The organism is Nocardia gipuzkoensis (assembly GCF_021183645.1).
Taxonomy (GTDB): Bacteria; Actinomycetota; Actinomycetes; order Mycobacteriales; family Mycobacteriaceae; genus Nocardia; species Nocardia abscessus.
The window spans coordinates 339,249-361,454 of sequence record NZ_CP089225.1 but is presented as its reverse complement, the minus strand read 5'-3'; the positions used below and the strand labels follow the sequence as shown (position 1 = coordinate 361,454).

The 22,206-nt window shown below is 70.1% G+C and carries 18 protein-coding genes; 10 read left to right on the top strand and 8 right to left on the bottom strand.

Annotated features, from left to right (window positions below; translation table 11 throughout):
• Positions 1-47: 47 nt before the first annotated feature.
• The 3 genes from LTT66_RS01600 to LTT66_RS01590 form a co-directional block, all read right to left on the bottom strand.
• A complete protein-coding gene (locus LTT66_RS01600; RefSeq protein WP_408638728.1) occupies positions 48-2,345 on the bottom strand; it encodes a HelD family protein in 2,298 nt (765 codons plus the stop codon).
• 84 nt (positions 2,346-2,429) lie between these two features.
• Positions 2,430-2,789 carry an antibiotic biosynthesis monooxygenase family protein gene (locus tag LTT66_RS01595; RefSeq protein ID WP_233063375.1) on the bottom strand — a complete coding sequence of 120 codons (360 nt, stop codon included), beginning with the start codon at positions 2,787-2,789 and terminating at the stop codon, positions 2,430-2,432.
• Between the two features lie 13 nt (positions 2,790-2,802).
• Entirely contained in the window at positions 2,803-4,152 is a 1,350-nt protein-coding gene (locus LTT66_RS01590) for a diguanylate cyclase domain-containing protein (RefSeq protein ID WP_233063374.1), read from the bottom strand.
• A gap of 275 nt (positions 4,153-4,427) precedes the next feature.
• On the opposite strand from LTT66_RS01590, the gene LTT66_RS01585 reads away from it, so the two are divergent.
• Positions 4,428-5,570: a beta-ketoacyl synthase N-terminal-like domain-containing protein gene (locus tag LTT66_RS01585; RefSeq protein ID WP_233063373.1), complete on the top strand. Its 1,143-nt coding sequence runs from the start codon at positions 4,428-4,430 to the stop codon at positions 5,568-5,570.
• Between the two features lie 115 nt (positions 5,571-5,685).
• On the top strand, positions 5,686-6,462 hold the full coding sequence (locus LTT66_RS01580) for a sigma 54 modulation/S30EA ribosomal C-terminal domain-containing protein (protein ID WP_233063372.1): 777 nt from the start codon (positions 5,686-5,688) through the stop codon (positions 6,460-6,462).
• 3 nt (positions 6,463-6,465) lie between these two features.
• Here LTT66_RS01580 and LTT66_RS01575 read toward each other — a convergent pair whose 3' ends face one another.
• Entirely contained in the window at positions 6,466-8,022 is a 1,557-nt protein-coding gene (locus LTT66_RS01575) for a GAF domain-containing sensor histidine kinase (protein ID WP_233063371.1), read from the bottom strand.
• Positions 8,023-8,533: 511 nt separating this feature from the next.
• Here LTT66_RS01575 and uvrA point away from each other — a divergent pair.
• A complete protein-coding gene (gene uvrA / locus LTT66_RS01570) occupies positions 8,534-11,485 on the top strand; it encodes an excinuclease ABC subunit UvrA (protein ID WP_233063370.1) in 2,952 nt (983 codons plus the stop codon).
• Positions 11,486-11,530: 45 nt separating this feature from the next.
• Here the strand turns inward: uvrA and LTT66_RS01565 are convergent, their stop codons facing one another.
• The 3 genes from LTT66_RS01565 to LTT66_RS01555 form a co-directional block, all read right to left on the bottom strand.
• Positions 11,531-12,241 (bottom strand): alpha/beta fold hydrolase, encoded by a 711-nt coding sequence (locus LTT66_RS01565; protein WP_233063369.1) that lies wholly within the window; start codon positions 12,239-12,241, stop codon positions 11,531-11,533.
• Between the two features lie 106 nt (positions 12,242-12,347).
• Entirely contained in the window at positions 12,348-12,689 is a 342-nt protein-coding gene (locus LTT66_RS01560; protein WP_039797319.1) for a DUF1844 domain-containing protein, read from the bottom strand.
• Positions 12,690-12,693: 4 nt separating this feature from the next.
• Positions 12,694-13,221: a DinB family protein gene (locus tag LTT66_RS01555; protein WP_195101233.1), complete on the bottom strand. Its 528-nt coding sequence runs from the start codon at positions 13,219-13,221 to the stop codon at positions 12,694-12,696.
• Positions 13,222-13,557: 336 nt separating this feature from the next.
• Here LTT66_RS01555 and infC point away from each other — a divergent pair, with 336 nt between their 5' ends.
• The 4 genes from infC (at position 13,558) to LTT66_RS01535 (ending at position 15,801) form a co-directional block, all read left to right on the top strand.
• Positions 13,558-14,223: a translation initiation factor IF-3 gene (gene infC, locus LTT66_RS01550; protein WP_083887487.1), complete on the top strand. Its 666-nt coding sequence runs from the start codon at positions 13,558-13,560 to the stop codon at positions 14,221-14,223.
• Positions 14,224-14,281: 58 nt separating this feature from the next.
• Positions 14,282-14,476, top strand: coding sequence for a 50S ribosomal protein L35 (rpmI, locus tag LTT66_RS01545; protein WP_043689645.1), 195 nt, complete (start codon positions 14,282-14,284; stop codon positions 14,474-14,476).
• Between the two features lie 112 nt (positions 14,477-14,588).
• Complete coding sequence (gene rplT, locus LTT66_RS01540; RefSeq protein WP_039797323.1) at positions 14,589-14,969, top strand: 50S ribosomal protein L20; 381 nt, start codon at positions 14,589-14,591, stop codon at positions 14,967-14,969.
• A 40-nt stretch (positions 14,970-15,009) separates the two neighbouring features.
• Positions 15,010-15,801, top strand: coding sequence for a TrmH family RNA methyltransferase (locus LTT66_RS01535; RefSeq protein ID WP_233063368.1), 792 nt, complete (start codon positions 15,010-15,012; stop codon positions 15,799-15,801).
• A 355-nt stretch (positions 15,802-16,156) separates the two neighbouring features.
• On the opposite strand, the gene LTT66_RS01530 is transcribed toward LTT66_RS01535, so the two are convergent.
• Positions 16,157-16,768, bottom strand: coding sequence for a TetR/AcrR family transcriptional regulator (locus LTT66_RS01530; RefSeq protein ID WP_233063367.1), 612 nt, complete (start codon positions 16,766-16,768; stop codon positions 16,157-16,159).
• A gap of 63 nt (positions 16,769-16,831) precedes the next feature.
• Here LTT66_RS01530 and LTT66_RS01525 point away from each other — a divergent pair, with 63 nt between their 5' ends.
• From LTT66_RS01525 to pheT, 3 genes are all read left to right on the top strand, one after another.
• Positions 16,832-18,259 carry a DHA2 family efflux MFS transporter permease subunit gene (locus LTT66_RS01525; RefSeq protein WP_233063366.1) on the top strand — a complete coding sequence of 476 codons (1,428 nt, stop codon included), beginning with the start codon at positions 16,832-16,834 and terminating at the stop codon, positions 18,257-18,259.
• Between the two features lie 311 nt (positions 18,260-18,570).
• Positions 18,571-19,632: a phenylalanine--tRNA ligase subunit alpha gene (gene pheS / locus LTT66_RS01520; protein ID WP_051168722.1), complete on the top strand. Its 1,062-nt coding sequence runs from the start codon at positions 18,571-18,573 to the stop codon at positions 19,630-19,632.
• Positions 19,633-19,665: 33 nt separating this feature from the next.
• On the top strand, positions 19,666-22,191 hold the full coding sequence (gene pheT, locus LTT66_RS01515) for a phenylalanine--tRNA ligase subunit beta (protein WP_233063364.1): 2,526 nt from the start codon (positions 19,666-19,668) through the stop codon (positions 22,189-22,191).
• The last annotated feature ends 15 nt before the right edge of the window (positions 22,192-22,206 follow it).

Genomic DNA, 22,206 nt, shown 5'->3' with positions numbered 1-22,206 from the left:
CGCGATGCGCAACGGAGCCTTTCGTCGTTCCCGGTGCCGGAGCCGGTTCAGTGCAGCCGGGCGAGCACGCCGGGCAGATCCGCACTGTGCACGACGCCGAGCCGCTGGGTGGCCCGGGTCAGCGCGACGTAGAGGTCGTTGAGCCCGCGCGGCGATTCGGCGAGGATGTCCCGCGGTTCCACCAGGTAGACCGCGTCGAACTCCAGGCCCTTCACCTCGTGCACGGTCAGTACCCGCACCGACTCGCCCGCGAGGTCGGTCAGCCGCGCCACCAGCCCGTGCGGCGCGATCACCGCCGTGGTGCCCGGCCCCGTCTCGGCGGCGACCAGCCGGGCGATCTCGGCGTGCACGTCGCCTGGCTCGACCCGGTAGGCGCGCGGCGCGACGCCGGTTTCGCGGACCGAACGCGGTGCGGTGGCCGTCGGGTCGATCGCGGCGAGGACGTCGGCCGCGAGGTCCATGATCTCGGCGGGTGTGCGGTAGTTGACGGTGAGCTCGGCCAGCTTCCACCGGGACGCGACGTAGGGCTCCAGCATCCGCCGCCACGACGAGGTGCCCGCCGGGTCGCCGGTCTGCGCGACGTCGCCGACCACGGTGACCCACCGGTTCGGGATGCGCCGCATCACCATGCGCCACGCCATCTCCGACAGCTCCTGCGCCTCGTCCACGATGACGTGGCCGTAGGTCCAGGTCCGATCGCCCGCCGCGCGCTCGGCGGTGGTCTGGCGAGTGCGAATGTGCTGGCGTTCGGCCAGCTGGCCGGCGTCGATCAAGTCGTAGGCCATCAGGATCTCCGGGTCCAGCTCGTCCTCGAGATCCTGCGGCGCGGAGCCGGTGAGGATGTCCAGAGCGTCCTGCGCCTCGGCGATCTGGGCGCGCCAGCGGCGGCGGGCGCGCTCGCGTTCTTCGGCGTCGTCCACCCCGAGCAGTTCGGCCAGCTCGTCCAGCAGCGGCGCGTCCGCGGGGCTGAACTGCCCGTCGTCCGAGCGCAGCAGCTCGGCGCGGTCGGCCGGGGTCAGCGAGCTCGCGGCCCGGTCCAGCCGCTTCGGGTCGGCGAGCAGGTCGGCCAGGACGTCCTGCGGAGACAGGATCGGCCACAGCTCGGCGATCGCGGCCTGGATCTGCCGGTCGGCGCGCATCTCGTCGCGGATCTCGGTGAGGTCGGCCGAGCTGAGCAGACTGGGGCCGCCGGAGAGGTCGGCGCCCATGGTCTGGGCGAGCTGGTCGGTCAGCGCGTCGATCACCGAGCTCGCGAAGATCGGCCGGGCGAGGTTGTGCGGCCTGCGCGAGGAGCGGGCGCGGCCGCGGGCTCTGGTGGCGATCTTGCGGTCCAGGGTGACCGGATAGCCGTCGAAGCTCAGCCGGATCGGCTCGGCGGGCACCTCCTGGCGGTCGCGCACCGCCTGCTTGAGCACATCGAGTATCGCCAGCGATCCCTTGATCTCGCCCGCGCGCAGCGAGTCCTCCCGGACCGCCCGCACGCCCGGGTACAGGTCGCCGATGGTGGACAGCAGGACGCCGGTCTCGCCGAGCGACGGCAGCACCTGGCCGATGTAGTCCAGGAAGGTGGCGTTCGGGCCGATGATCAACACACCGCTCTTGGCCAGCTGCTGGCGGTAGGTGTAGAGCAGGTACGCCGCGCGGTGCAGCGCGACGGCGGTCTTGCCGGTGCCCGGCCCGCCCTGGACGACGAGCACGCTCTTGTGCTCGGAGCGGATGATCGCGTCCTGCTCGTGCTGGATGGTCTCGACGATGTCGTTCATGTGGCCGGTGCGGGCGGCGTTGAGCGCCGACAGCAGCGCGCTCTCGCTGCCGACACCGCCATCGGTGTCGGTGGCCCCGGCCCGGCGCGCGGCCTCCAGATCCAGGTACTCGTCGTTGATCGCGGTGACCTTGCGGTTGCGCGAGCGGATGTGCCTGCGCCTGGTCACACCGTCCGGCGCCGCGGTGGTGGCCAGGTAGAACGGCCGCGCCAGCGGGGCGCGCCAGTCCAGCAGCAGGCTCTCGTAGTCGTCCTTCTCGTCGAGGATCCCGATCCTGCCGATGTAGCGGTATTCCTCCTGCGCACCGTCGAGGTCGATGCGGCCGAAGCACAGGCCGTGCTCCGCGGCATCGTATTTCGCCAGGTCCTCGGAGTAGAGCTGGGTGAAGGACTCCCGTTCGCTGCGGGCCTGCGGGGTGCCGCCGTTCTCCAGCAGCACGGTGCGCAACCGGTTGCGCGCGTAGTCGCGCATCTCGTCGAGCCGCTCGTACAGCACCGACAGGTACGCCTGTTCCTGATCGGTCTCGCGGATCCGCTCGGGGGCGCCGTCGCTGGCGGCACGATCCTGAGTGAGGTCGGGCAAACTGAACTCCTTGTCACCGCGCACAGGCGCGAGCACACTACCCGGGCCGGGCAGGCGAACGCTCGGAAAGCAGAGTTGTCGAGTCTACTGGGGTTGCGGAGGGCTCGCCGTATCCCCAGGTGAGGGCCCGGGCGGCGCGACGCCGTCCAGGCGGAGCGGGACCGGCGTGAAGTGCTCCACCACCGGGAACGGGTCGTAGAAGTGGTGCAACAGGTCCTTCCAGCGCTGATAGTCCGGCGAGCCGCGGAATCCGACGACGTGATCGTCGAGACTGTCCCATTCCACCCGGAGCAGATAGCTGCCCGGCGACTCGACGCCGCGCGACAGCGACAGCGACCGGAAGCCCGGCATGCTCGCGATGATCGGGCGCGCCGCGGCGAAGGCGGCTTCGAACTCGGCGGCGCGCTCGGGGCGGACCGGCAGCAGGGCGTGTTCGACGATCATGCGCGATTCCGGGTCAGGACGCGTGGGTGCTGTTCGGCCTGCGGCCCTTGGTGACGGTGCCTTCGCGGCGCCCGGGCGGCTTCGCGCGGTACATCGCCAGGTCCGCGTCGTGCAGTACGGCTTCCGGGCTGCGCCGGTCGCCGACACCGAGTTCGGTGACGCCGATCGAGGCGTTCACCTCGATCCGGTGCCCGCGCGCGATGATCGGCTCGGCCATGGTGGAGCGCAGCCTGCTCACCAGCGCTTCGATGTCGACGCGGCGGGTGCGCCCGGACAGCAGGACCAGGAACTCGTCGCCGCCGAGCCTGCCGACGATGTCGTCGCCGCGCAGCGCGCGCTGCAGCCGCTGGGCGACGATCTGCAGCACGGTGTCGCCGATGGCGTGCCCCAAGGTGTCGTTGATCGCCTTGAACCCGTCGAGATCGATGAACAGCACGGTGGACACCGGCAGCAGTTCTTCGGTGCTGGCCAGTGCGGCGGCCAGCTGGGACAGGATCAGCGAGCGGTTGGCCAGCCCGGTGAGCGAGTCGTGCGTGGCCTGGTACTCCAACTGCCTCCGGCTGGCGCGGAATTCGGTGATGTCGGCGAAGGAGGACACCGCCGACGAGCGCGGGTCGCCGGGATTGAGCAGGCGGCTGCTGCCCGACAACCAGCGGCGCTGACCATCAACCCGGTCGACGCCGAAGATGTAGCCGGTGATGGTCTCGCCCGTGGCCAGCGTGCGCGCCACGGGATGGCGGCTCGGCGGCAGCGGCTGGGCCTTGGCGTCCAGCAGCACCAGCGGCAGCGACTGGATGGTGCGGCCGATGACCTGCCCGTCGGGGCCCTCGGTCCCGAAGATGCGCTTGGCCGCCGGGTTCATCGACTCGATCCGGCCCTCCGGATCGATCACCACGACGCCCTCCTCCAACTGGGAGACGACGGTGGTGAAGTAGTGCTCGGCTCTGCGCTGCGCGGCCTCGGCGTGGCGCTGGGCGGTGAGGTCGTGGATCACCACCTGGTAGGCGAGGCGGTCGTGCCAGGCGGTCAGCACCGAGACCGTCTCCACGGGGACGGTGCCGCCGTCCACCCGCATCAGTGTCATCTCGGCGGGGATCGAGGCCGCGCCCGCGGTGGTGAGGGTGGCGATGCGGTCGAGCATCGCGGGGACGGAGGCGGGGTGGACGAAGTCGGTCAGCGGACGGCCGACGATCTCGTCGGCGTTCTCGGCGGCGAGCAGCCGGACGGTCGCCGGGTTGACGTAGACGACCAGGCCGCGCTCGTGCACGCAGATCCCGTCCGGGGTGTGCTCGACGAGTGAGCGGTAGCGCGCGGCCATCTGTTCGGCGGCGTCGACCGCGGCGGCTAGCTTGTCGTCACCCACTCGAACCCCCGATCATCGACCCAATTATGGCCATTGGAACACGGGATTATTCTGGTATCGACGTGTACAAGATCACATCGTCCACGGTATTGCTTCGATCACAGTACCGGCACGTTCTCGGGCCGGATCCGGGGATCATGGGGGACCGGTTTCTGCGTCGAGGTAGGGCAGACCGCTCGGTCGGCCCGGGGAAGCCGGCGAAGGAGCGATACATGCCGGGTGCCGACCCGAACACCGCGCGATCGAGATTCGATCCGCCGCGGCATCGGAATCATATGACCATCGCCGGGATCGGCGCGATCACCGGTTACGGATGGGGACGTGAGCGGCTGTGGGACGGCTTGCTCAGCGGCAAGTCGGCGGCGGCCCTGCAATCCGGCTACGGGCCGGGCCGTGACGAGGACGCGTGGGTGTCGCTGGTGCCCGAGGGCGGGGACCCCGGACTGCGCACGAGCCGTTACGGGCGCGCCGTGCACGAGGCCGCACGGGAGGCCGTCGCCGATGCCAGGGACCGCGGCTGGCGGCCCGGCCGCACGGTCGGCTTGCTGCACGCCATCGTGCTCGGCGACGTGGTGGACTGGCGCGAGTTCTACCTCGCCGACGAGGGCTACCGCCGGTCCAGGGATTACCTGCGGCTGCTGCCCTCCACGCCGGTGTCGATGCTGATGCAGGAGTTCGGCTTCCACGGTCCGGCCATGAACGTCTCCGCCGCGTGCAGTTCGGCCAACGTCGCGCTGATCACCGCGAAGCTCTGGCTGGACGCGGGCATGGCCGACGACGTGATCTTCGTCGCGACCGACCTGTCGGCCACCCCGGAGATGGTGGAACACTTCGTCCGGCTCGGCGCCGCGGTGGCGGACGCCGAACCGATGGACGCGTGCAGGCCCTTCCAGGAGGGCAGCCGCGGGTTCAGCATGGGCGAGGCGTCGGTGGCGTTCGTCCTCACCCGCCGGGCCGAACGGCCCTATGCCGCGGTCCTCGGCGGCGCCATGTCCAACGACGCCTACCACGTGGTCTCGGTGGACCCGACGCACGAGCAGATCCTCGACTGCGTCCGGCGCGCGCTCGCCGACGCCGGGGTCGCCGCCGCGGACGTGAGTTATTTCAACGCGCACGGCACCGGAACGCGGCAGTGCGATGTGGCCGAACACCATCTGCTGGAGCGGCTGTTCGCCGATCGCCCGCACATCTACGCGCTGAAGCCGCTGGCAGGCCACTGCCAAGGTGCGGCGGCCGCGGTCGAGGTGGCGGCGGCCGCGCTGGGCTACGACCGCGGCATCGTGCCCGCCGCGCCGATCGTCGCGCCCGCGCATCCACGGCTGCTGGACGGCCCCGCGGCGTTCGAGGGCGGTCTCACCGCGAAGCTCTCCCTCGGCATGGGCGGCAACAACTCCGTCGTGGTGCTCGGGGCCGCCTGAATCGCGCCTACCACAGTCCTTTTCGCCGCAGGGGACTTTCGGCCCTGTTCGCCACACCAGCGCGGTGCTGGCATGGGAGTGCGAACGGATCGATCTGGAAGGCGGGGCAATACAGATGGTCACCTCCGAGCTGCGATACGCGGCGGAACAATGGACGACGGCCGCGGACCCGGAAGTGGCGGTGACCACGTGCGGAGACGTGGGCACCATCGACGTGACGCGGGCGGTGCGAGCCATCGGTCGCGTCCTGCGCAGGCACCATCTCGACGCGCCCGCCCGGGTGCGTCTCACCGCACCGCCCGACGCGGAGCGGCCCACGGTGGTGCAGGTCGATGTCCGCAACCGGGACGTCGTCACCCGGGTCCAGGTCACCGGGCCACGCGGATTCGCGGTGACCTTCGCCGCCGAGCGCCTGGACCGCAGGCTGGCCCGCCTGGCCGCGGGACAACCGCGCACCTGGCCGGATCCGGCCCGACCCCCGCTGGCCTGGGTCGGCGAGCCGCGTCCGATCGTGCGCCGCAAGCAGGTCGGCCTCGCCACCCGCACGCCCGCCGACGCGGTCGCGGTCCTGGACGCGATGGACTACGAGGCCCATCTGTTCACCGACGCCGACACCGGCGAGGACGCGGTGGTGCACTGGGCGGCGCCGGGCGCGCGGCTCATCCGCCAGCGGGCGACCTATCCGCCGATCTGGTCGCCGGAGATGGTTCAGGGCACCCCGCCGATCGTCGTCGACGCCGAACCGGCCGCCTGCCTGGACTCGGCCGAAGCGGCGAACATGTTGTGCCGCAAAGGGTTGCCGTTCCTGTTCCGCACCGACCCGGACAGCGGACGTGGCGAGTTGCTGTACCGGCGGCACGACGGCGATCTGGCCGTGGTGGCGCCCGTCTGATCGTCAGGCCAGCGGCACGGACCAGTGCACCCTGGTGCCGCCGTTCTCGGCCGGCCGCACCGTGCAGTGGCCGTCGGACATGTTCGCGCGCTGCGCGAGGTTGGCCAGTCCGCTCGGCACCACGTCCGCGGGCATGCCCTTGCCGTTGTCCTCGACGAGAACGGTCAGCTCGTCGCCGACGGTGATCTCGACGGCGAGCCGGTTGCCGCCGGAATGGCGCACCGCGTTGCTCACCGATTCGCGCACCACGGCTTCCGCGTGGTCGGCGAGCGCGTCGCCCACGACCGACAGCGGTCCGGAGAACCGCACGCTGGTGCGGAACGCGCCGTCGGCGGTCTGCTGGCGGATCGCGTCCTCGAGCCGACGCCGCAGCGGGTCGCCGCCGTGCAGGTCGAAGATCGAGGTGCGGATCTCCTGCACGACCTCCTGCAGACCGTCCATCTCCGCCGAAAGCCGTTGCCGCACTTCCGGGTCGTCGGTGCGGGCCGCGGTGGCCCGCAGCCCGAGCCCGACCGCGAACAGCCGTTGCACGACATGGTCGTGCAGATCGCGGGCGATGCGGTCGCGGTCGGCGAGGACGTCGAGTTCACGCATCCTGCGCTGGGTCTCGGCCAGTTGCATGGCCAGCGCCGCCTGATCGGTGAACGCGGCGGTCAGCTCGATCAGTTCGCCGGAATACGGGGCACTACCGGGTGGGCGGACGATGATCAGCACGCCGAGCACGAGATCCGCGGTCTGCAACGGCAGCACCAGCGCGGGCCCCGCCGAGCCGACCGGAGCGCCGAGATCGACCGCTCCGGCGTCGGTCACCTGCACCGGCGCACGCTCGGTGAACGCCGTGCCGGTGGCGGTGCCGGGGATGCGCACCCGCTCCGGGCCCGGGCCGGGACCGAACCATTGCGCCACAACGAGTTCGGTGGCTTCGTCAGGCGGCGTCACGGGCGCGACCACGGCCAGTAACGCCTGCTGCGAGCCGGTCAGCGCGCGGGCGCGCGCGACCACCTGCGCGAGCACCAGGTCCGGCGCCGTGCCCGCGAGAAACTCGGTCGCGATATCCCGGGTGGCTTCGATCCACGCCTGCCTGGTCCGCGCGGATTCGTACAGCCTGGCGTTCTCGATGGCGATGCCCGCCGCGGCGGCCAGCGCCAGCACGATGGCCTCGTCGTCGTCGGTGAACGGTTGCCCGCCCGCCTTCTCGGTGAGGTAGAGATTGCCGAAGATCTCCTCGCCGATCCGCACCGGGACGCCGAGGAAACTGCCCATCCGTGGATGGTTGGACGGAAAGCCCACGGAAGCGGGATGTTTCGACAGATCGTCCAGCCGGATCGGTTCCGGGTGCAGGAAGAGCAGCCCGAGCACGCCTTGCCCCTCGGGAGACCGGCCGATATGGGCGGGCGTCGTGTCGTCGATGCCCTGGAAGATGAACTCGACCAGCTGACGATCGTGTCCGCGGACGCCGAGCGCGCCGTAGCGGGCGTCGACCAGGCGAGTGGCCGCGCGCACGAGGGCGCGCAGGGTGTCGAGCACCGTTGACGGGAGGGCGGGGGTGACGTCCGTCATGAAGGAGTCGGGGAGGCCGGTGGGATGCGCACAGCGAGGTCAGTGTAGTCGGCAGGCGGTGCGCACGCGGCGAAGTCGTTCGACCGAGGCCGACCGCTGGACGACCCCCGGGCAGCGCTGTGCCGGTGCCCGGACCGCCGTGGCGGTACCGGCCATGTTCTTCCTCACACGCGTCGGAGCGTGACCTCGAGCACCCGGCGCCGAGGCGGCCCTCGGACAACCGCCGGTCACCCGTGACTGTTGCCGCGGTCAACGCCTCCGGCCGCGCGGTCGTCGCGGCGGGCGGCAGGGGAATGACGAGGGCCGTCCCGCTGTTGACCAGGGACGCCGGGAGGGCGATGCTACGGAGGCGTCCTTGCCTGTTTCCCCGGCTCGATCCGTAACGTCCGGCCGCCGGGTTCCCGCCATTCGTCGAGGTGACGGGCGGTCCGCGAAACTTGTCGGTGCCCATGCCTAGCATGGCGGCCGGGGGTATGTCTGGACGCCGAACACGAAGGAGAAGGGACGACCTGTGGCGGAACGCCTCACTGTGCGCGGAGCTCGGGAGCACAACCTCAAGGGTGTCGATCTCGACCTGCCCCGCGACAGCCTCATCGTGTTCACCGGTCTGTCCGGCTCCGGAAAGTCGAGCCTGGCCTTCGACACGATCTTCGCGGAGGGGCAGCGGCGCTACGTCGAATCGCTGTCGGCGTACGCGCGTCAGTTCCTCGGCCAGATGGACAAGCCCGACGTCGACTTCATCGAAGGTCTCTCGCCCGCGGTATCCATCGACCAGAAGTCGACCAACCGCAATCCGCGCTCGACCGTGGGCACCATCACCGAGGTCTACGACTACCTGCGGCTGCTCTACGCGCGGGCGGGCACGCCGCACTGCCCGGTGTGCGGCGAGCTGATCGCCAAGCAGACGCCGCAGCAGATCGTCGACCAGGTGCTGGCGATGGAGGAGGGCATCCGCTTCCAGGTGCTCGCTCCGGTGGTGCGCACCCGCAAGGGCGAGTTCGTCGACCTGTTCGACCAGCTCAACACCCAGGGCTACTCCCGCGTGCGGGTCGACGGCGTGGTGTATCCGCTCACCGATCCGCCGAAGCTGAAGAAGCAGGAGAAGCACGACGTCGAGGTCGTGGTCGACCGGCTGGCGGTGAAGCCGAATTCCAAGCAGCGCCTGACCGATTCGATCGAGACCGCGCTGCGGCTCGCCGACGGCATCGTGGTGCTCGACTTCGTCGATCGCGACGAGCACGCGCACGACCGGGAGCGCCGCTTCTCCGAGCGCCTCGCCTGCCCCAACGGTCACCCGCTCGACATCGAGGACCTGGAGCCGCGCTCGTTCTCGTTCAACTCGCCCTACGGCGCGTGCCCGGACTGCACCGGCTTGGGCATCCGCAAGGAGGTCGACCCGGAACTGGTGGTGCCCGACCCGGCGCTGAGCCTGAACGAAGGCGCCATTGCGCCGTGGTCGCGTGGCCAGACCGCCGAGTACTTCACCAGGCTGCTGTCCGGTCTCGCCGATGCCATCGGCTTCTCCATGGACACCCCGTGGCAGGATCTGCCGCCGAAGGCGCGCAAGGCGGTGCTGGAGGGCAGCGCCGACCAGGTGCACGTGTCCTACACCAACCGCTACGGGCGCAAGCGCTCGTACTACGCGGACTTCGAAGGCGTGATGCCGTTCCTGCAGCGGCGCATGGAGAGCACCGAGTCCGAGCAGATGAAAGAGCACTACGACGGGTACATGCGCGACATCCCGTGCCCGGTGTGCAACGGCGCCCGGCTGCGCCCGGAGATCCTCGCCGTCACCATCGCCGCCGCGGGCGAGAAGAAGTCCATCGCCGACGTCAGCGACCTGTCCATCGGCGAGTGCTCGGCGTTCCTGAACTCGCTCACCCTGGGCGAGCGCGAGGCGGCGATCGCCGGGCAGGTGCTCAAGGAGGTGCAGGCGCGGCTGGGCTTCCTGCTCGACGTCGGCCTGGAGTACCTGACGCTGTCGCGCGCGGCCGCCACGCTCTCCGGCGGTGAGGCGCAACGGATCCGGCTCGCCACCCAAATCGGCTCCGGCCTGGTCGGCGTGCTGTACGTGCTCGACGAACCGTCCATCGGCCTGCACCAGCGGGACAATCGCAGGCTCATCGAGACCCTCACGCGGCTGCGCAATCTCGGCAACACGCTGATCGTGGTCGAGCACGACGAGGACACCATCCGCGCCTCGGACTGGGTGGTCGACATCGGCCCGTACGCCGGCGAGCACGGCGGCACCGTGGTGCACAGCGGGCCCTACGAAGAGCTGCTCACCGACCCGAACTCGCTGACCGGAGCGTATCTGTCCGGCCGGGAGCGGATCGAGGTGCCGCTGGTGCGCCGCCCGGTCGGCAAGAAGCGGCAGCTCACCGTCGTGGGGGCGAGCGAGCACAACCTCAGGGGCATCGACGTCGCGTTCCCGCTCGGCGTGCTCACCGCGGTGACGGGCGTCTCCGGCTCGGGCAAGTCGACGCTGGTGAACGACATCCTGGCGACGGTGCTGGCGAACCGGCTCAACGGCGCGCGGCAGGTGCCCGGCAGGCACACCCGGGTCAACGGGCTCGATCACCTGGACAAACTGGTGCAGGTGGATCAGTCGCCGATCGGCCGCACGCCACGGTCCAACCCGGCCACTTACACCGGCGTCTTCGACAAGATCCGCACGTTGTTCGCGGCCACCACCGAGGCGAAGGTGCGCGGATACCAGCCGGGCCGGTTCTCGTTCAACGTCAAGGGCGGGCGGTGCGAAGCCTGCTCCGGTGACGGCACGCTCAAGATCGAGATGAACTTCCTGCCGGACGTCTACGTCCCGTGCGAGGTCTGTCACGGCGCTCGCTACAACCGGGAAACCCTCGAGGTGCACTACAAGGGCAAGACCATCGCCGAGGTGCTGGACATGTCCATCGAGGAGGCCGCCGAGTTCTTCCAACCGGTCACCTCGATCCACCGCTACCTCAAGACCCTGGTGGACGTGGGGCTCGGTTACGTGCGCCTCGGCCAGAGCGCGCCCACCCTGTCCGGTGGCGAGGCGCAGCGGGTGAAGCTGGCCGCCGAGCTGCAGAAGCGGTCCACCGGCCGCACCGTGTACATCCTCGACGAGCCGACCACCGGTCTGCACTTCGAGGACATCCGCAAGCTGCTCAACGTCATCAACGGCTTGGTGGACAAGGGCAACACGGTGATCGTCATCGAGCACAACCTGGATGTCATCAAGACCTCCGACTGGGTGATCGACATGGGCCCGGAAGGCGGCTCCGGCGGCGGCACCGTCGTCGCCGAGGGCACGCCGGAGGAGATCGCGGCCGTCGCGGACAGCTACACCGGCCAGTTCCTGAAAGAGGTGCTGGACGCGCGGCCCGCGCCGCGGAGCGCCGCGAAGAAGGCTCCGGCGAAGAAGGCGGCGGCGAAGGCGACCAAACGGGTGGCGAAGAAGACGGCGCCGGTCGGCTGACCATCGCCCGGCGCGGCCCGGATCGCACGGGCCGCGCCGCTCGGGTCAGCGGTTGGCGATGGTGTGGATCAGTTCGGCCAGCTCATTCGGCTTGGACCACATCGGCCAGTGCCCCGTGGGCAGGTCGACGTATTCGGCGTCGATGCGGGCCAGTTCGGCGAAGATCGCCGCTTCACCGTTGTCGCGCAGCTTCTTGACCAGCTCGGCGGTCATGCTGCTGCAGATCACGGTGGTGGGGACCGCCAGCCGCGCGGCCGAATCGCTCAATCGCAGCGGCGCGGCCGCGATGGACGCCGGCTCGGAGACGGCGCGCTCGCGGAAGCGCGCCAAGGCGGTCTCGTCCAAGCCCGCCAGGCTGCTGCCCTCGGCCTCCAGCTCGGACCAGTCCGGCAGGTTCCATTCGCGCACGGCGGCGTCCAGCGCGGAATTGATGACGAACCCGTTCGGCAGCGGCGCGCTGTCGACGTAGATCGCCCGGCGGAACAGCTCGGGCGCACGGTCGATGGCGAGATAGGCGGGCGCCGCACCACCGGAGTGCGCGACAAGCACGACGCTCTCGCCCGCGGGCACCGCGCCGATGATGGCCTCGGCCTGGGACTCCAGGGTGGCCGACAACCGATCGGGGTCGGTGGCCTCCAGGCCGGGCAGCGTGAGCGCCAGCACCTCGTTGCCACGCCGGCGCAGATCGGGCGCGACTTCGTCCCACGCCCATGCACCGAGCCAGAATCCGGGAGCGAGAAGAATCCGAGTAGCCATGGGCTCACTGTGCCCTACCCGTTGGGAAATTTCATAAACATCGTTGTCCCGCATCGGTATTCCGCCCATAAATTTCCTGCTGCGGTGCGAAATCCTGGGTGGAACGTCAGTAGACCGGGCCGGTGTACTTCTCGCCCGGGCCCTTGCCCGGCTCGTCGGGATGAGCGGAGGACTCACGGAAGGCGCGCTGCAGCGACTGCAATCCCTCGCGAATCGGTCCGGCGTGCGGGCCCAGGTATTCCACCGACGCCGTGACGAGACCGGCCAGCGCGGTGATCACGCGGCGCGCCTCGTCCAGATCGCGGCGCGGGCTGGTGTCCGGGTCCTCGTCGGCCAAGCCGAGCTTTTCCGCCGCCGAGCTCATCAACATGACGGCGGCGCGGCTGATCACCTCCACCGCGGGGATGTCGGCCAGTTCGCGTACGGAAGCGTCGAGCTCGTCGGTCATGTCTTCAGGCTAGCGACGCCGCGCGCAGCATTCGGAGGTGGCCGATCTCCGTGACGTTTTTCATGAGCTCCGCGTTCACCCAGCCCGCCAGGTGCGCGATGGTCAGCCCGGCGTCGGCGGGCCACGGGTAGGCGCTGGGGCGGTCCAGGTCGGTCTCGGCGAGCCCGTCCAGAACGCGCACCCACTCGGTGTGCAGATCGCGGAGGCAGGCGATGGCCGCGGCGCCGTCACCGGGCCAGTGCACGTCCTCCCGCGCGGGCGGGGTGAGTCCTTCGGCATGGTCGATGGCGGAGCCCCACCACCAGCCGATGTGCCAGGTGAGCCAGGCGATCGTGGGGACGGGCACCGGATCGGGTTCGGTGTCGGCCCAGTCCGGCCGCCACACGCCCTCGGAATCGGGATGTACCGTCCAGGTGAGTTCGGCGGGTTCCCAGAGGAAGTCCTCCGGTGTGAGCGCCTCGAGATGGATCCCGGCCAGCGACCAGGTCAGGTCGAACTGCCAGCGCAGCAGGTCACGGCATGGTGTGCGCACCGGGGGAGCGTGGCACTCAGGAGGCGGCCGGGCAAGGGATTTTCGGGCCGATTCGGCGATAGCCGAACGGAATGTTAGACTTTCCGCTGACGACCGCCCCGGGCTTGCCTCGGGGCTGATAAGTGGAGCCCGACTCCCACCGCTGCCGACGAGTCATCGTACGGCCAGCGGTCCGGTCACCCGCCCCATGAGGGCGGGTTTCTCGTGCCGAGTTCTCGCGGAGAACCGGAACACGAGAGTCGACCCGAGTTCGCTCGCGGTCGGCGATCGGTCGACATCGGGCCCTGTGTGCGGAATATCGCACCGGGGCCTTCGTGTTGAACAGGGGTTGCAGTTATTGCGCGCGGTCGTCCGACGACACCGCTTGACCTAGGAGGCCCCATCAGCACTGAGACCCGCATCAACGATCGCATCCGTGTTCCCGAGGTTCGGCTCATCGGACCTGGCGGCGAGCAGGTTGGGATCGTGCGTGTTGAAGATGCACTACGCGTCGCCCTCGAAGCCGACCTCGATCTGGTCGAGGTGGCACCCGATGCTCGTCCGCCGGTCTGCAAGATCATGGACTACGGCAAGTTCAAGTACGAGACGGCGCAGAAGGCGCGCGAATCTCGGAAGAACCAGCAGCAGACGGTGATCAAGGAGCAGAAGCTCCGCCCGAAGATCGACGACCACGACTACGAGACCAAGAAGCGCAACGTCGTTCGCTTCCTCGAGGCCGGGTCCAAGGTCAAGGTGACGATCATGTTCCGCGGACGCGAACAGTCCCGGCCCGAACTCGGCTTCCGGCTGCTGCAGCGGCTTGCGTCCGACGTCGCCGACCTCGGTTTCGTGGAAACCTCGGCCAAGCAGGACGGTCGCAACATGACCATGGTCCTCGCCCCGCACAAGGGCGCGAAGACCCGGGTGAAGGCGCAGCAGGAGTCGGCCCCGCGTCCGGCGCCCAGCGCCGCACCGGCCGGTCAGCCCGCCGCGGAGCAGGCCGAGACGGCCGGCCCGCAGTAACACCGATCAGAACACCGGCGGTCCCGCAGGACCGCCGGGACGACAGATAGAGGAATCCATGCCGAAGATGAAGACGCACAGCGGCGCCTCGAAGCGATTCAAGGTGTCCGGCAAAGGCAAGCTGCTTCGCCAGCAGGCGAACCGTCGCCACCTGTTCGAGCACAAGCCCACCCGCCGGACTCGCCGTCTGGACGGTGTGGAAGTAGTCGCGCCCGCCGACGTCCGTCGCGTGAAGAAGCTGCTCGGTATCTGATCGCGCCCTGCGCACAGACCGACCGGCATCCCGCGACCGGAGCACCTCCGTCGCCACCCCCGACCCATTTCCGGGCGCTGCCCCGCGCCCCCAGATCGAACAGGACTGACCAGTGGCACGCGTCAAAAGGGCCGTCAACGCTCAGAAGAAGCGCCGTTCCATCCTCGAGGCCTCCAAGGGTTACCGCGGCCAGCGCTCGCGGCTGTACCGCAAGGCCAAGGAGCAGCAGCTGCACTCGCTCACCTACGCCTACCGGGACCGCCGGGCGCGCAAGGGTGACTTCCGCAAGCTGTGGATCGCGCGCATCAACGCCGCCGCGCGCATCAACGACATCACCTACAACCGCTTCATCCAGGGCCTGAAGGCCGCCGGTGTGGAGGTGGACCGCAAGATCCTCGCCGAGCTCGCGGTGTCGGACGCCGAGGCGTTCGCCGGTCTCGTCGCGGTCGCCAAGGCAGCTCTGCCGCAGGATGTCAACGCGCCGGCTGCCTGAGTCGCATCCGTTGGCACACGGACAACTTTCGGAACGGCCCGTGGAAGCGCTCAGCGAGCGCAATCCGCGGGTCGTTTCCGCTGTGAAGCTGCATCGCAGCGCACAGCGTCGCAAAGCGGGACGATTTCTCGCCGAAGGCGCCAACGCCGTCGCGGCGGCGCTGGAGACCGGGCGCGTCCACGAGCTGTTCTACTCGAAGGCCGCCGCCGAACGCGACCACGCGCTGATCGCGGGGGCCGCGGCCACGGGGGTCCGCACCACGCTGGTCAGTGATCGCGCGGCACAGCACCTCGGGGAAACCGTGACGGCCCCGGGGTTGGTGGCGGTCTGCGATCTGCTCGACGTGCCCTTGGCTCACATCCTCGACGTGCAGCCGCGGATGCTGGCCGTTCCGGTCGAGGTGGCCGAGCCGGGCAACGCGGGAACGCTCGTGCGGGTGGCCGATTCCGTGGGCGCGGACGGCGTGGTGCTGGCGGGTGACACCGTCGATCCGCACAACGGCAAGTGCGTGCGGGCCAGCGCGGGCAGCATCTTCCACGTGCCGATCGCCCGGCACCGCGACGTCGGCGAGACGCTCGATGCGATCGCCGCGGCGGGAATCACGATCCTGGCGACGGCGGCGAACGGCGAAGTCGACCTCGACGACGCCGACGAATTGTTCACCGCCCCCGTCGCCTGGCTGTTCGGCAACGAGGCGCACGGCTTGGACCCCGCTGTCGCGCGCCGCGCCGACCACCGCATCCGCATCCCCATCCGCGGCCGCGCCGAGAGCCTGAATCTGGCCACCGCCGCCGCGATCTGCCTGTACGCGAACTCGCGTGTCCGTTTTTGATTTCCAGCGCCTGCGGCGCTGGGTGTTCGCGGCCCCTGTATGGCTCCGAACGGCGCATGCTCGGTCTCGCTGCGCTCGAAACCTGGGGTCGGGGTGTGCTGGGCGCGGGGCAGTTGAGTTCAGGACTTGGTGCGCGTGGCTTGGAGTGGCTGAGCAGTGGGTCGACCGGTACTCGTGGTTCACCAAGGGGAGCGACGGCCCGCTCGAACGCGACGGGCCGGGAACGGGGGAAGTTCGGTCATGCTTCGCTCGGGAGGCGGGTTCGGCAGGTGTGGTGGCGGGGCGCAACGGCAGGTGTGGTGGCGGGGCGCAACCGCGGTGGGAAATGGCGCTGTCGCGGAGCGATCTCGGATCGTCAATCGCCCTGCGTGTTCAGGTTCTGGAGAATTTCTTCCGCCCATGCCGCGGGCACCGCGTCCGGACCCGCCACCTGCATCGCGCTCATGACGGTGAGCAGCATCCCGGTGGACAGGAAGCGCCGCGTCTCGGTATCCGGCGCGCCGGTGAGTTCCCGGATCAGCTGGTAGATCTTGCCGAACCGGGCCCTGACCTGGTCGCCGATCGCCGGATCCGCGCTGGCCGCGAAACCGTGCAGGAGCAGCTGGAGCAGTTCTCGTTCGGCGAGGAAGACCGAATAGCCGTTGCCGAGCGCGGCCAGGGCTTCCTCGGGGCCCGCGTCGGGCGCCGCCTCGGTGCGGGCGGTGCGGAAGATCACCTCGATCCGGTCGCACACGCGGTGCAAGGCCGCACGGAACAGGTTCTGCTTGGTCCCGAAGAGGCGGATCACGTACGGCTGTGACACACCGGCGCGCCGGGCGATCTCGTCGGTCCGGGTGGCGGCGTAACCGGACTCGGCGAACGCGGTCACCGCCGCGCGCAATACCTGCTCGCCGCGCTCGTCGGCCGTCATCCTGGTCCTGGTCGCCATCGTGCTCCATTTCGGCTGGTCGGTGGGGTGTCTTGACATGTTATCAGTCGATGCATACTGTTCTGGGCATTAGTTATCAGTCGATTACAACAAGGACTGGACATGACCGAGACCCTCCCACTCGCCACGGCGCCCGTCGTCGCGCCCGTGACCACGATCGGCGGTCGCAGGCTCGCCGCGGTACTGGCCGCGGTCGGTATCCCGATGTTCATGGTCACGCTGGACAACCTCGTGGTGACGAACGCGCTGCCGGTGATCCGCACCGAGCTGGGCGCTTCACTGGCCGACCTGCAGTGGTTCGTCAACGCCTACACGTTGTCGTTCGCCTCGCTGCTGCTCACCGCGTCCGCGATCGGTGACCGGCTCGGCAGGCGCCGGATCTTCCTGCTCGGCATCGCCTTGTTCACCCTGGCGTCCGCGGCCTGCGCACTCGCGACCGAACCCGGCCTGTTGATCGCGGCGCGGGCGGTGCAGGGCTTCGGCGCGGCCGCCGTGATGCCGCTGTCGCTGACCTTGTTGTCCGCGGCCGTCCCGGAACGGATGCGCAACGCGGCCATCGGCATCTGGGGCGGCATCGCCGGGCTCGGCGTCGCACTCGGCCCGCTGGTCGGTGGCGCGGTGGTCGAGGGGCTGAGCTGGCAGTGGATCTTCTGGCTGAACGTGCCCCTCGGGCTGGTCGTGCTGCCGTTCGCCGCGCGGGTGCTCGCCGAATCGCACGGCCGCAGCCGCCGCCTCGATCCGGCCGGGCTGCTGCTGTCGGCGGGCGGCGTGCTCGCGATCGTGTGGGGCGTCATCCACGGCGCCGACGACGGCTGGACCTCGGCGAGCGTGCTGTCCGCGCTGCTGGGCGGCGCCGTGCTGCTGGTCGCGCTGGTCGTCTGGGAACTGCGCGTGCCCGAGCCGATGCTCCCACTGCGGTTGTTCCGTTCCCGGGCGTTCAGCGTGAGCAACGTGGTCGGCTTCGCCTTCTCGGTCGGCGTGTTCGGTTCGATCTTCCTGCTCGCGCAGTATTTCCAGGTGGTGCAGGGTTACAGCCCGCTGGAATCGGGCGTGCGCACCATGCCGTGGACCATGGCGCCGATGGTGGTCGCGCCGATCGCGGGTCTGCTGGTCGACCGGGTGGGTGCGCGCACGTTGATCACCACCGGGCAGGTGCTGCTGGCCGCCGCGCTGGCCTGGATGGCCGCGATCACCACGGTGGAGGTCGACTACGGCGCGTACGTGGCACCGTTCCTGCTCGCGGGCGTCGGCATGGGGCTGACCTTCGCGCCCGCCTCGACCATCGTGATGGCCAGCGCGACGGCGGAGGACCAGGCTATGGCCTCGGGTACCAACAACACGGTCCGCGAGGTGGGCGTCGCGATGGGCGTGGCGGTGCTGGCCTCGGTGTTCGCCGGCTCCGGTTCCTACCTCGGGCCGCAGAGCTTCGTGGACGGCCTGGTGCCCGCGGTCTGGGTCGGCGCGGCGATCGTGGCGGCGGGTGCGCTGACCTCGCTGCTATTGCCGAGACGGGTCACCGCGGCGAGCTGATCCGATCGGTGCGCCCCTCGCTGTGCTCCGGCACGGCGAGGGGCGCACCGGGCATGTGCGGCCACCGGGCCGTTCCGCTGGTCCCGAGGCGCTTCGCGGAACGCCGACGACCTCGGCGATCCGCTCCGGTCTCCGTATCGTCACGCCGTGCGGGCCACGGATCGGTCCCGCTCGACAGACCGTCTGGTCTGTCCAGGCGGGTAATCCGCGTGAATCGCGCCCGGGCCATCGAATACGATGCGACCAGCAGCAATGCGGGCCGGCGATCAGCTGTGCCCGCGAACCGATCCCCAGGGGAGAGACGGAGCATCGTGGCCGACGACATCGACGCAGGCGAGCAGAACGCAGCGCTGACCGAGGAGGCACTGGCCGCGGCCGCGGCGGCCGCCGAGAAGGCGTTCGCCGCTGCCGCCGACCTGGATGCGCTCGCGGTCGCGAAAACCGAGCACCTCGGCGGCAAGGCGCCGCTGGCCCTGGCGCAGCGCGCGCTGGGCAGTCTGCCCAAGTCGGAGAAGGCCGACGCGGGCAAACGAGTGAACGTCGCCAGGTCCAGGGTGTCGGAGGCGTTCGAGGCCCGTCGCGCCACGTTGCTCGCCGAGCGCGATGCCGCCGTGCTGGTCGCCGAGGCGATCGATGTGACGCTGCCCGCTCGCCGCGTGGCGGTCGGCGCCCGGCACCCGATCACGGTCATCTCCGAGCGAGTCGCCGACGTGTTCGTCGCGATGGGCTGGGAGGTCGCCGAAGGTCCCGAGGTGGAGACCGAGCACTTCAACTTCGACGCGCTGAACTTCCTGCCCGACCATCCGGCGCGCACCATGCAGGACACCTTCCACATCGCGCCGGAGGGCTCGCGTCAGGTGCTGCGCACGCACACCTCGCCGGTGCAGGTGCGCTCGATGCTGGAACGCGACCTGCCGATCTATGTGGTCTGCCCGGGTCGCACCTTCCGCACCGACGAGCTGGACGCCACGCACACCCCGGTGTTCTCGCAGGTCGAGGGCTTGGCGGTGGACAAGGGCCTGACCATGGCGCATCTGCGCGGCACGCTGGACGCGTTCGCCAGGGCGCTGTTCGGGCCGGACACCCGCACCCGCATGCGTCCCAACTACTTCCCGTTCACCGAACCCTCCGCCGAGGTGGACGTGTGGTTCCCGGACAAGAAGGGCGGTGCGGGCTGGGTCGAATGGGGCGGCTGCGGCATGGTGAACCCGAAGGTGCTGATCGCCAGCGGGATCGATCCCGAGGTGTACAGCGGGTTCGCGTTCGGCATGGGCCTGGAGCGGACGCTGCAGTTCCGCAACGGCATCCCGGACATGCGTGACATCGTCGAGGGCGACGTGCGCTTCACGCTGCCCTTCGGTATCCGGTCCTGACCCCACCCTTCGATCGAGAGAGCGAAACGACAAGTGCGAGTAGCGCAGTCCTGGCTGACCGACATCATCCAGCGCACCAACCCGGAGTGGTCGGTGACGCCGGAGGAGCTCGACGCCGGATTCGTCCGGGTCGGGCTGGAAGTCGAAGAGGTCGACAAGCTCCAGCGCGTCGCGGGCCCGCAGGGGAGCGCCGCGGAAGCGGGCGGTGAGTCGCCGCTGGTAGTGGGCCGGGTGGCCGAGATCACCGAGCTGACCGAGTTCAAGAAGCCGATCCGCTTCTGCAAGGTGGACATCGGCAAGCCCGACTTGCAAGAGATCGTCTGCGGTGCACGGAATTTCGAGGTCGGTGACCTGGTGGTCGTGGTGCTGCCCGGCGGCGTACTGCCCGGCGGCTTCCAGATCGCCTCGCGCAAGACCTACGGCCACGTCTCCAACGGGATGATCTGCTCGGTCGCCGAACTGGGTATCGGCAAGGACCATTCCGGCATCCTGGTGCTGGAGCCGGGCACCGCCGAGCCGGGCACCGACGCCAACGCGCTGCTCGGTCTCGACGACACCGTCATCGAGCTGAACATCACGCCCGATCGCGGCTACTGCTTCTCCGTGCGCGGCCTGGCCCGCGAACTGGCCTGCGGTTTCGATCTCGAGTACGCCGACCCCGCGGTGCGGGCCCTGCCCGATCACGAGCAGGAGGCCTGGCCGATCCGGGTCGAGCCGGACTCGCAGTGCACCCGTTTCGCGGCACGCCGGGTCACCGGCATCGATCCGAAGGCGGTCAGCCCTTGGTGGTTGCAGCGCAGGCTGCTGCTGTCGGGCGTGCGTCCGATCTCGCCCGCGGTGGACGTCACCAACTACGTGATGCTCGAGCTGGGCCAGCCGCTGCACGCCTTCGACGCGGCGAAGGTGTCGGGCGGCTTGGTGGTCCGCGCCGCGAACAAGGGTGAGAAGCTGCGCACCCTGGACGACGTGGAGCGTGCCCTCGACGCCGAGGACGTGGTGATCGCCGACGATTCCGGCGTCGTCTCGCTGGCCGGCGTGATGGGCGGGGCGAGCACCGAGGTCGGCGCGGAGAGCACCGACATCCTGCTCGAGGCGGCCACCTGGAATCCGCTGCTGGTCTACCGGACCGCGCGCAGGCACAAGCTGGTCTCCGAGGCGGGCAAGCGGTACGAGCGGGTCGTCGATCCGGAGATCAACGTCGCCGCCCTCGATCGGGCGGCCGCCCTGCTCGCCGACATCGCCGGGGGCACCGTGGAACCGGTGCTCACCGACATCCGTATTCCGGTCCCCGCGGCCGAGCCCATTCGCATGGACATCGACTTGGCCGATCGGGTCGCGGGTGTCACGTACCCGACCGGGACGTCGGCCCGCCGCCTGGCCCAGATCGGCTGCACCGTCGAGGTCGGTGTCAGCGAGGCCGGGCACGGTCAGCTGGTGGTGACTCCGCCGAGTTGGCGGCCCGATCTGGCCCAGCCCGCCGACCTGGTGGAAGAGGTGCTGCGGCTGGAGGGCCTGGAGCAGATTCCCTCCGTGCTGCCCACCGCACCGGCCGGTCAGGGGCTCACGCCGGCTCAGCGCCGGCGCCGCGCCGTCAGCCGCGCGCTGGCGTTCGCGGGTGCCGTGGAGGTTCCGCCGCCGGTGTTCCTGCCCGCCGGGGTGTTCGACACCTGGGGTCTGGACGCCGACGATCCGCGCCGTGGCACCACCAAGGTGCTCAACCCGCTGGACGTGGAGCGTTCCGAACTGGCCACCACACTGCTGCCCGGTCTGCTCGAGGTGGCCGCCCGCAACATCTCGCGGGGAGCGCGCGATCTCGCCATCTACGGCATCGCGCAGGTCGTGCTGCCCGGGGCGAACACCAGGGCGGTCGAGCCGCTCCCGGTGGACCGGCGTCCCACCGACGACGAGATCGCCGAACTGCTCGATTCGCTGCCCCACCAGCCGGTGCGCGTGGCCGCCGTCCTCACCGGACGCCGCGAGCCGCGCGGGCCGTGGGGGCCGGGCCGTGCGGTCGAGGCCGCCGACACGTTCGCCCTCGCCGACGCGGTCGCCGACGCGGCGGGTGTGACCGTCGAGCGCCGTCCGGTGGCGCATCTGCCCTGGCACCCCGGCCGTTGCGCCGAGCTGGTGGTCGACGGAACGGTCGTCGGCTACGCGGGCGAACTGCACCCCGCCGTGCTGGAACGTTCCGGTCTGCCCGCGCGCACCTGCGCCGTCGAGCTCGACCTGGACGCGTTGCCGCTGCGGGAAGCCCGTCCGGTGCCGACGGTGTCGCCGTTCCCCGCGGTGCTGCAGGACGTCTCGGTGAGTGTCGAGAAGACGGTTCCGGCGGCGTCCGTGCAGGCCGCGCTGCGCACCGGCGGCGGCGAGCTGCTGGAGGACATCGCGCTGTTCGACGTGTACGAGGGCGCCCAGGCGGGCGAGGGCCGCAAGTCGCTCACCTATGCCCTGCGTTTCCGCGCCGCCGACCGGACCCTCACCGAAGACGAGGCCAGTGCGGCGCGCGACGCAGCCGTCGCGGCGGCGGCCGACGCGGTGGGTGCGGTACTGCGCGGCTGACTCGGGTCTTCGCGG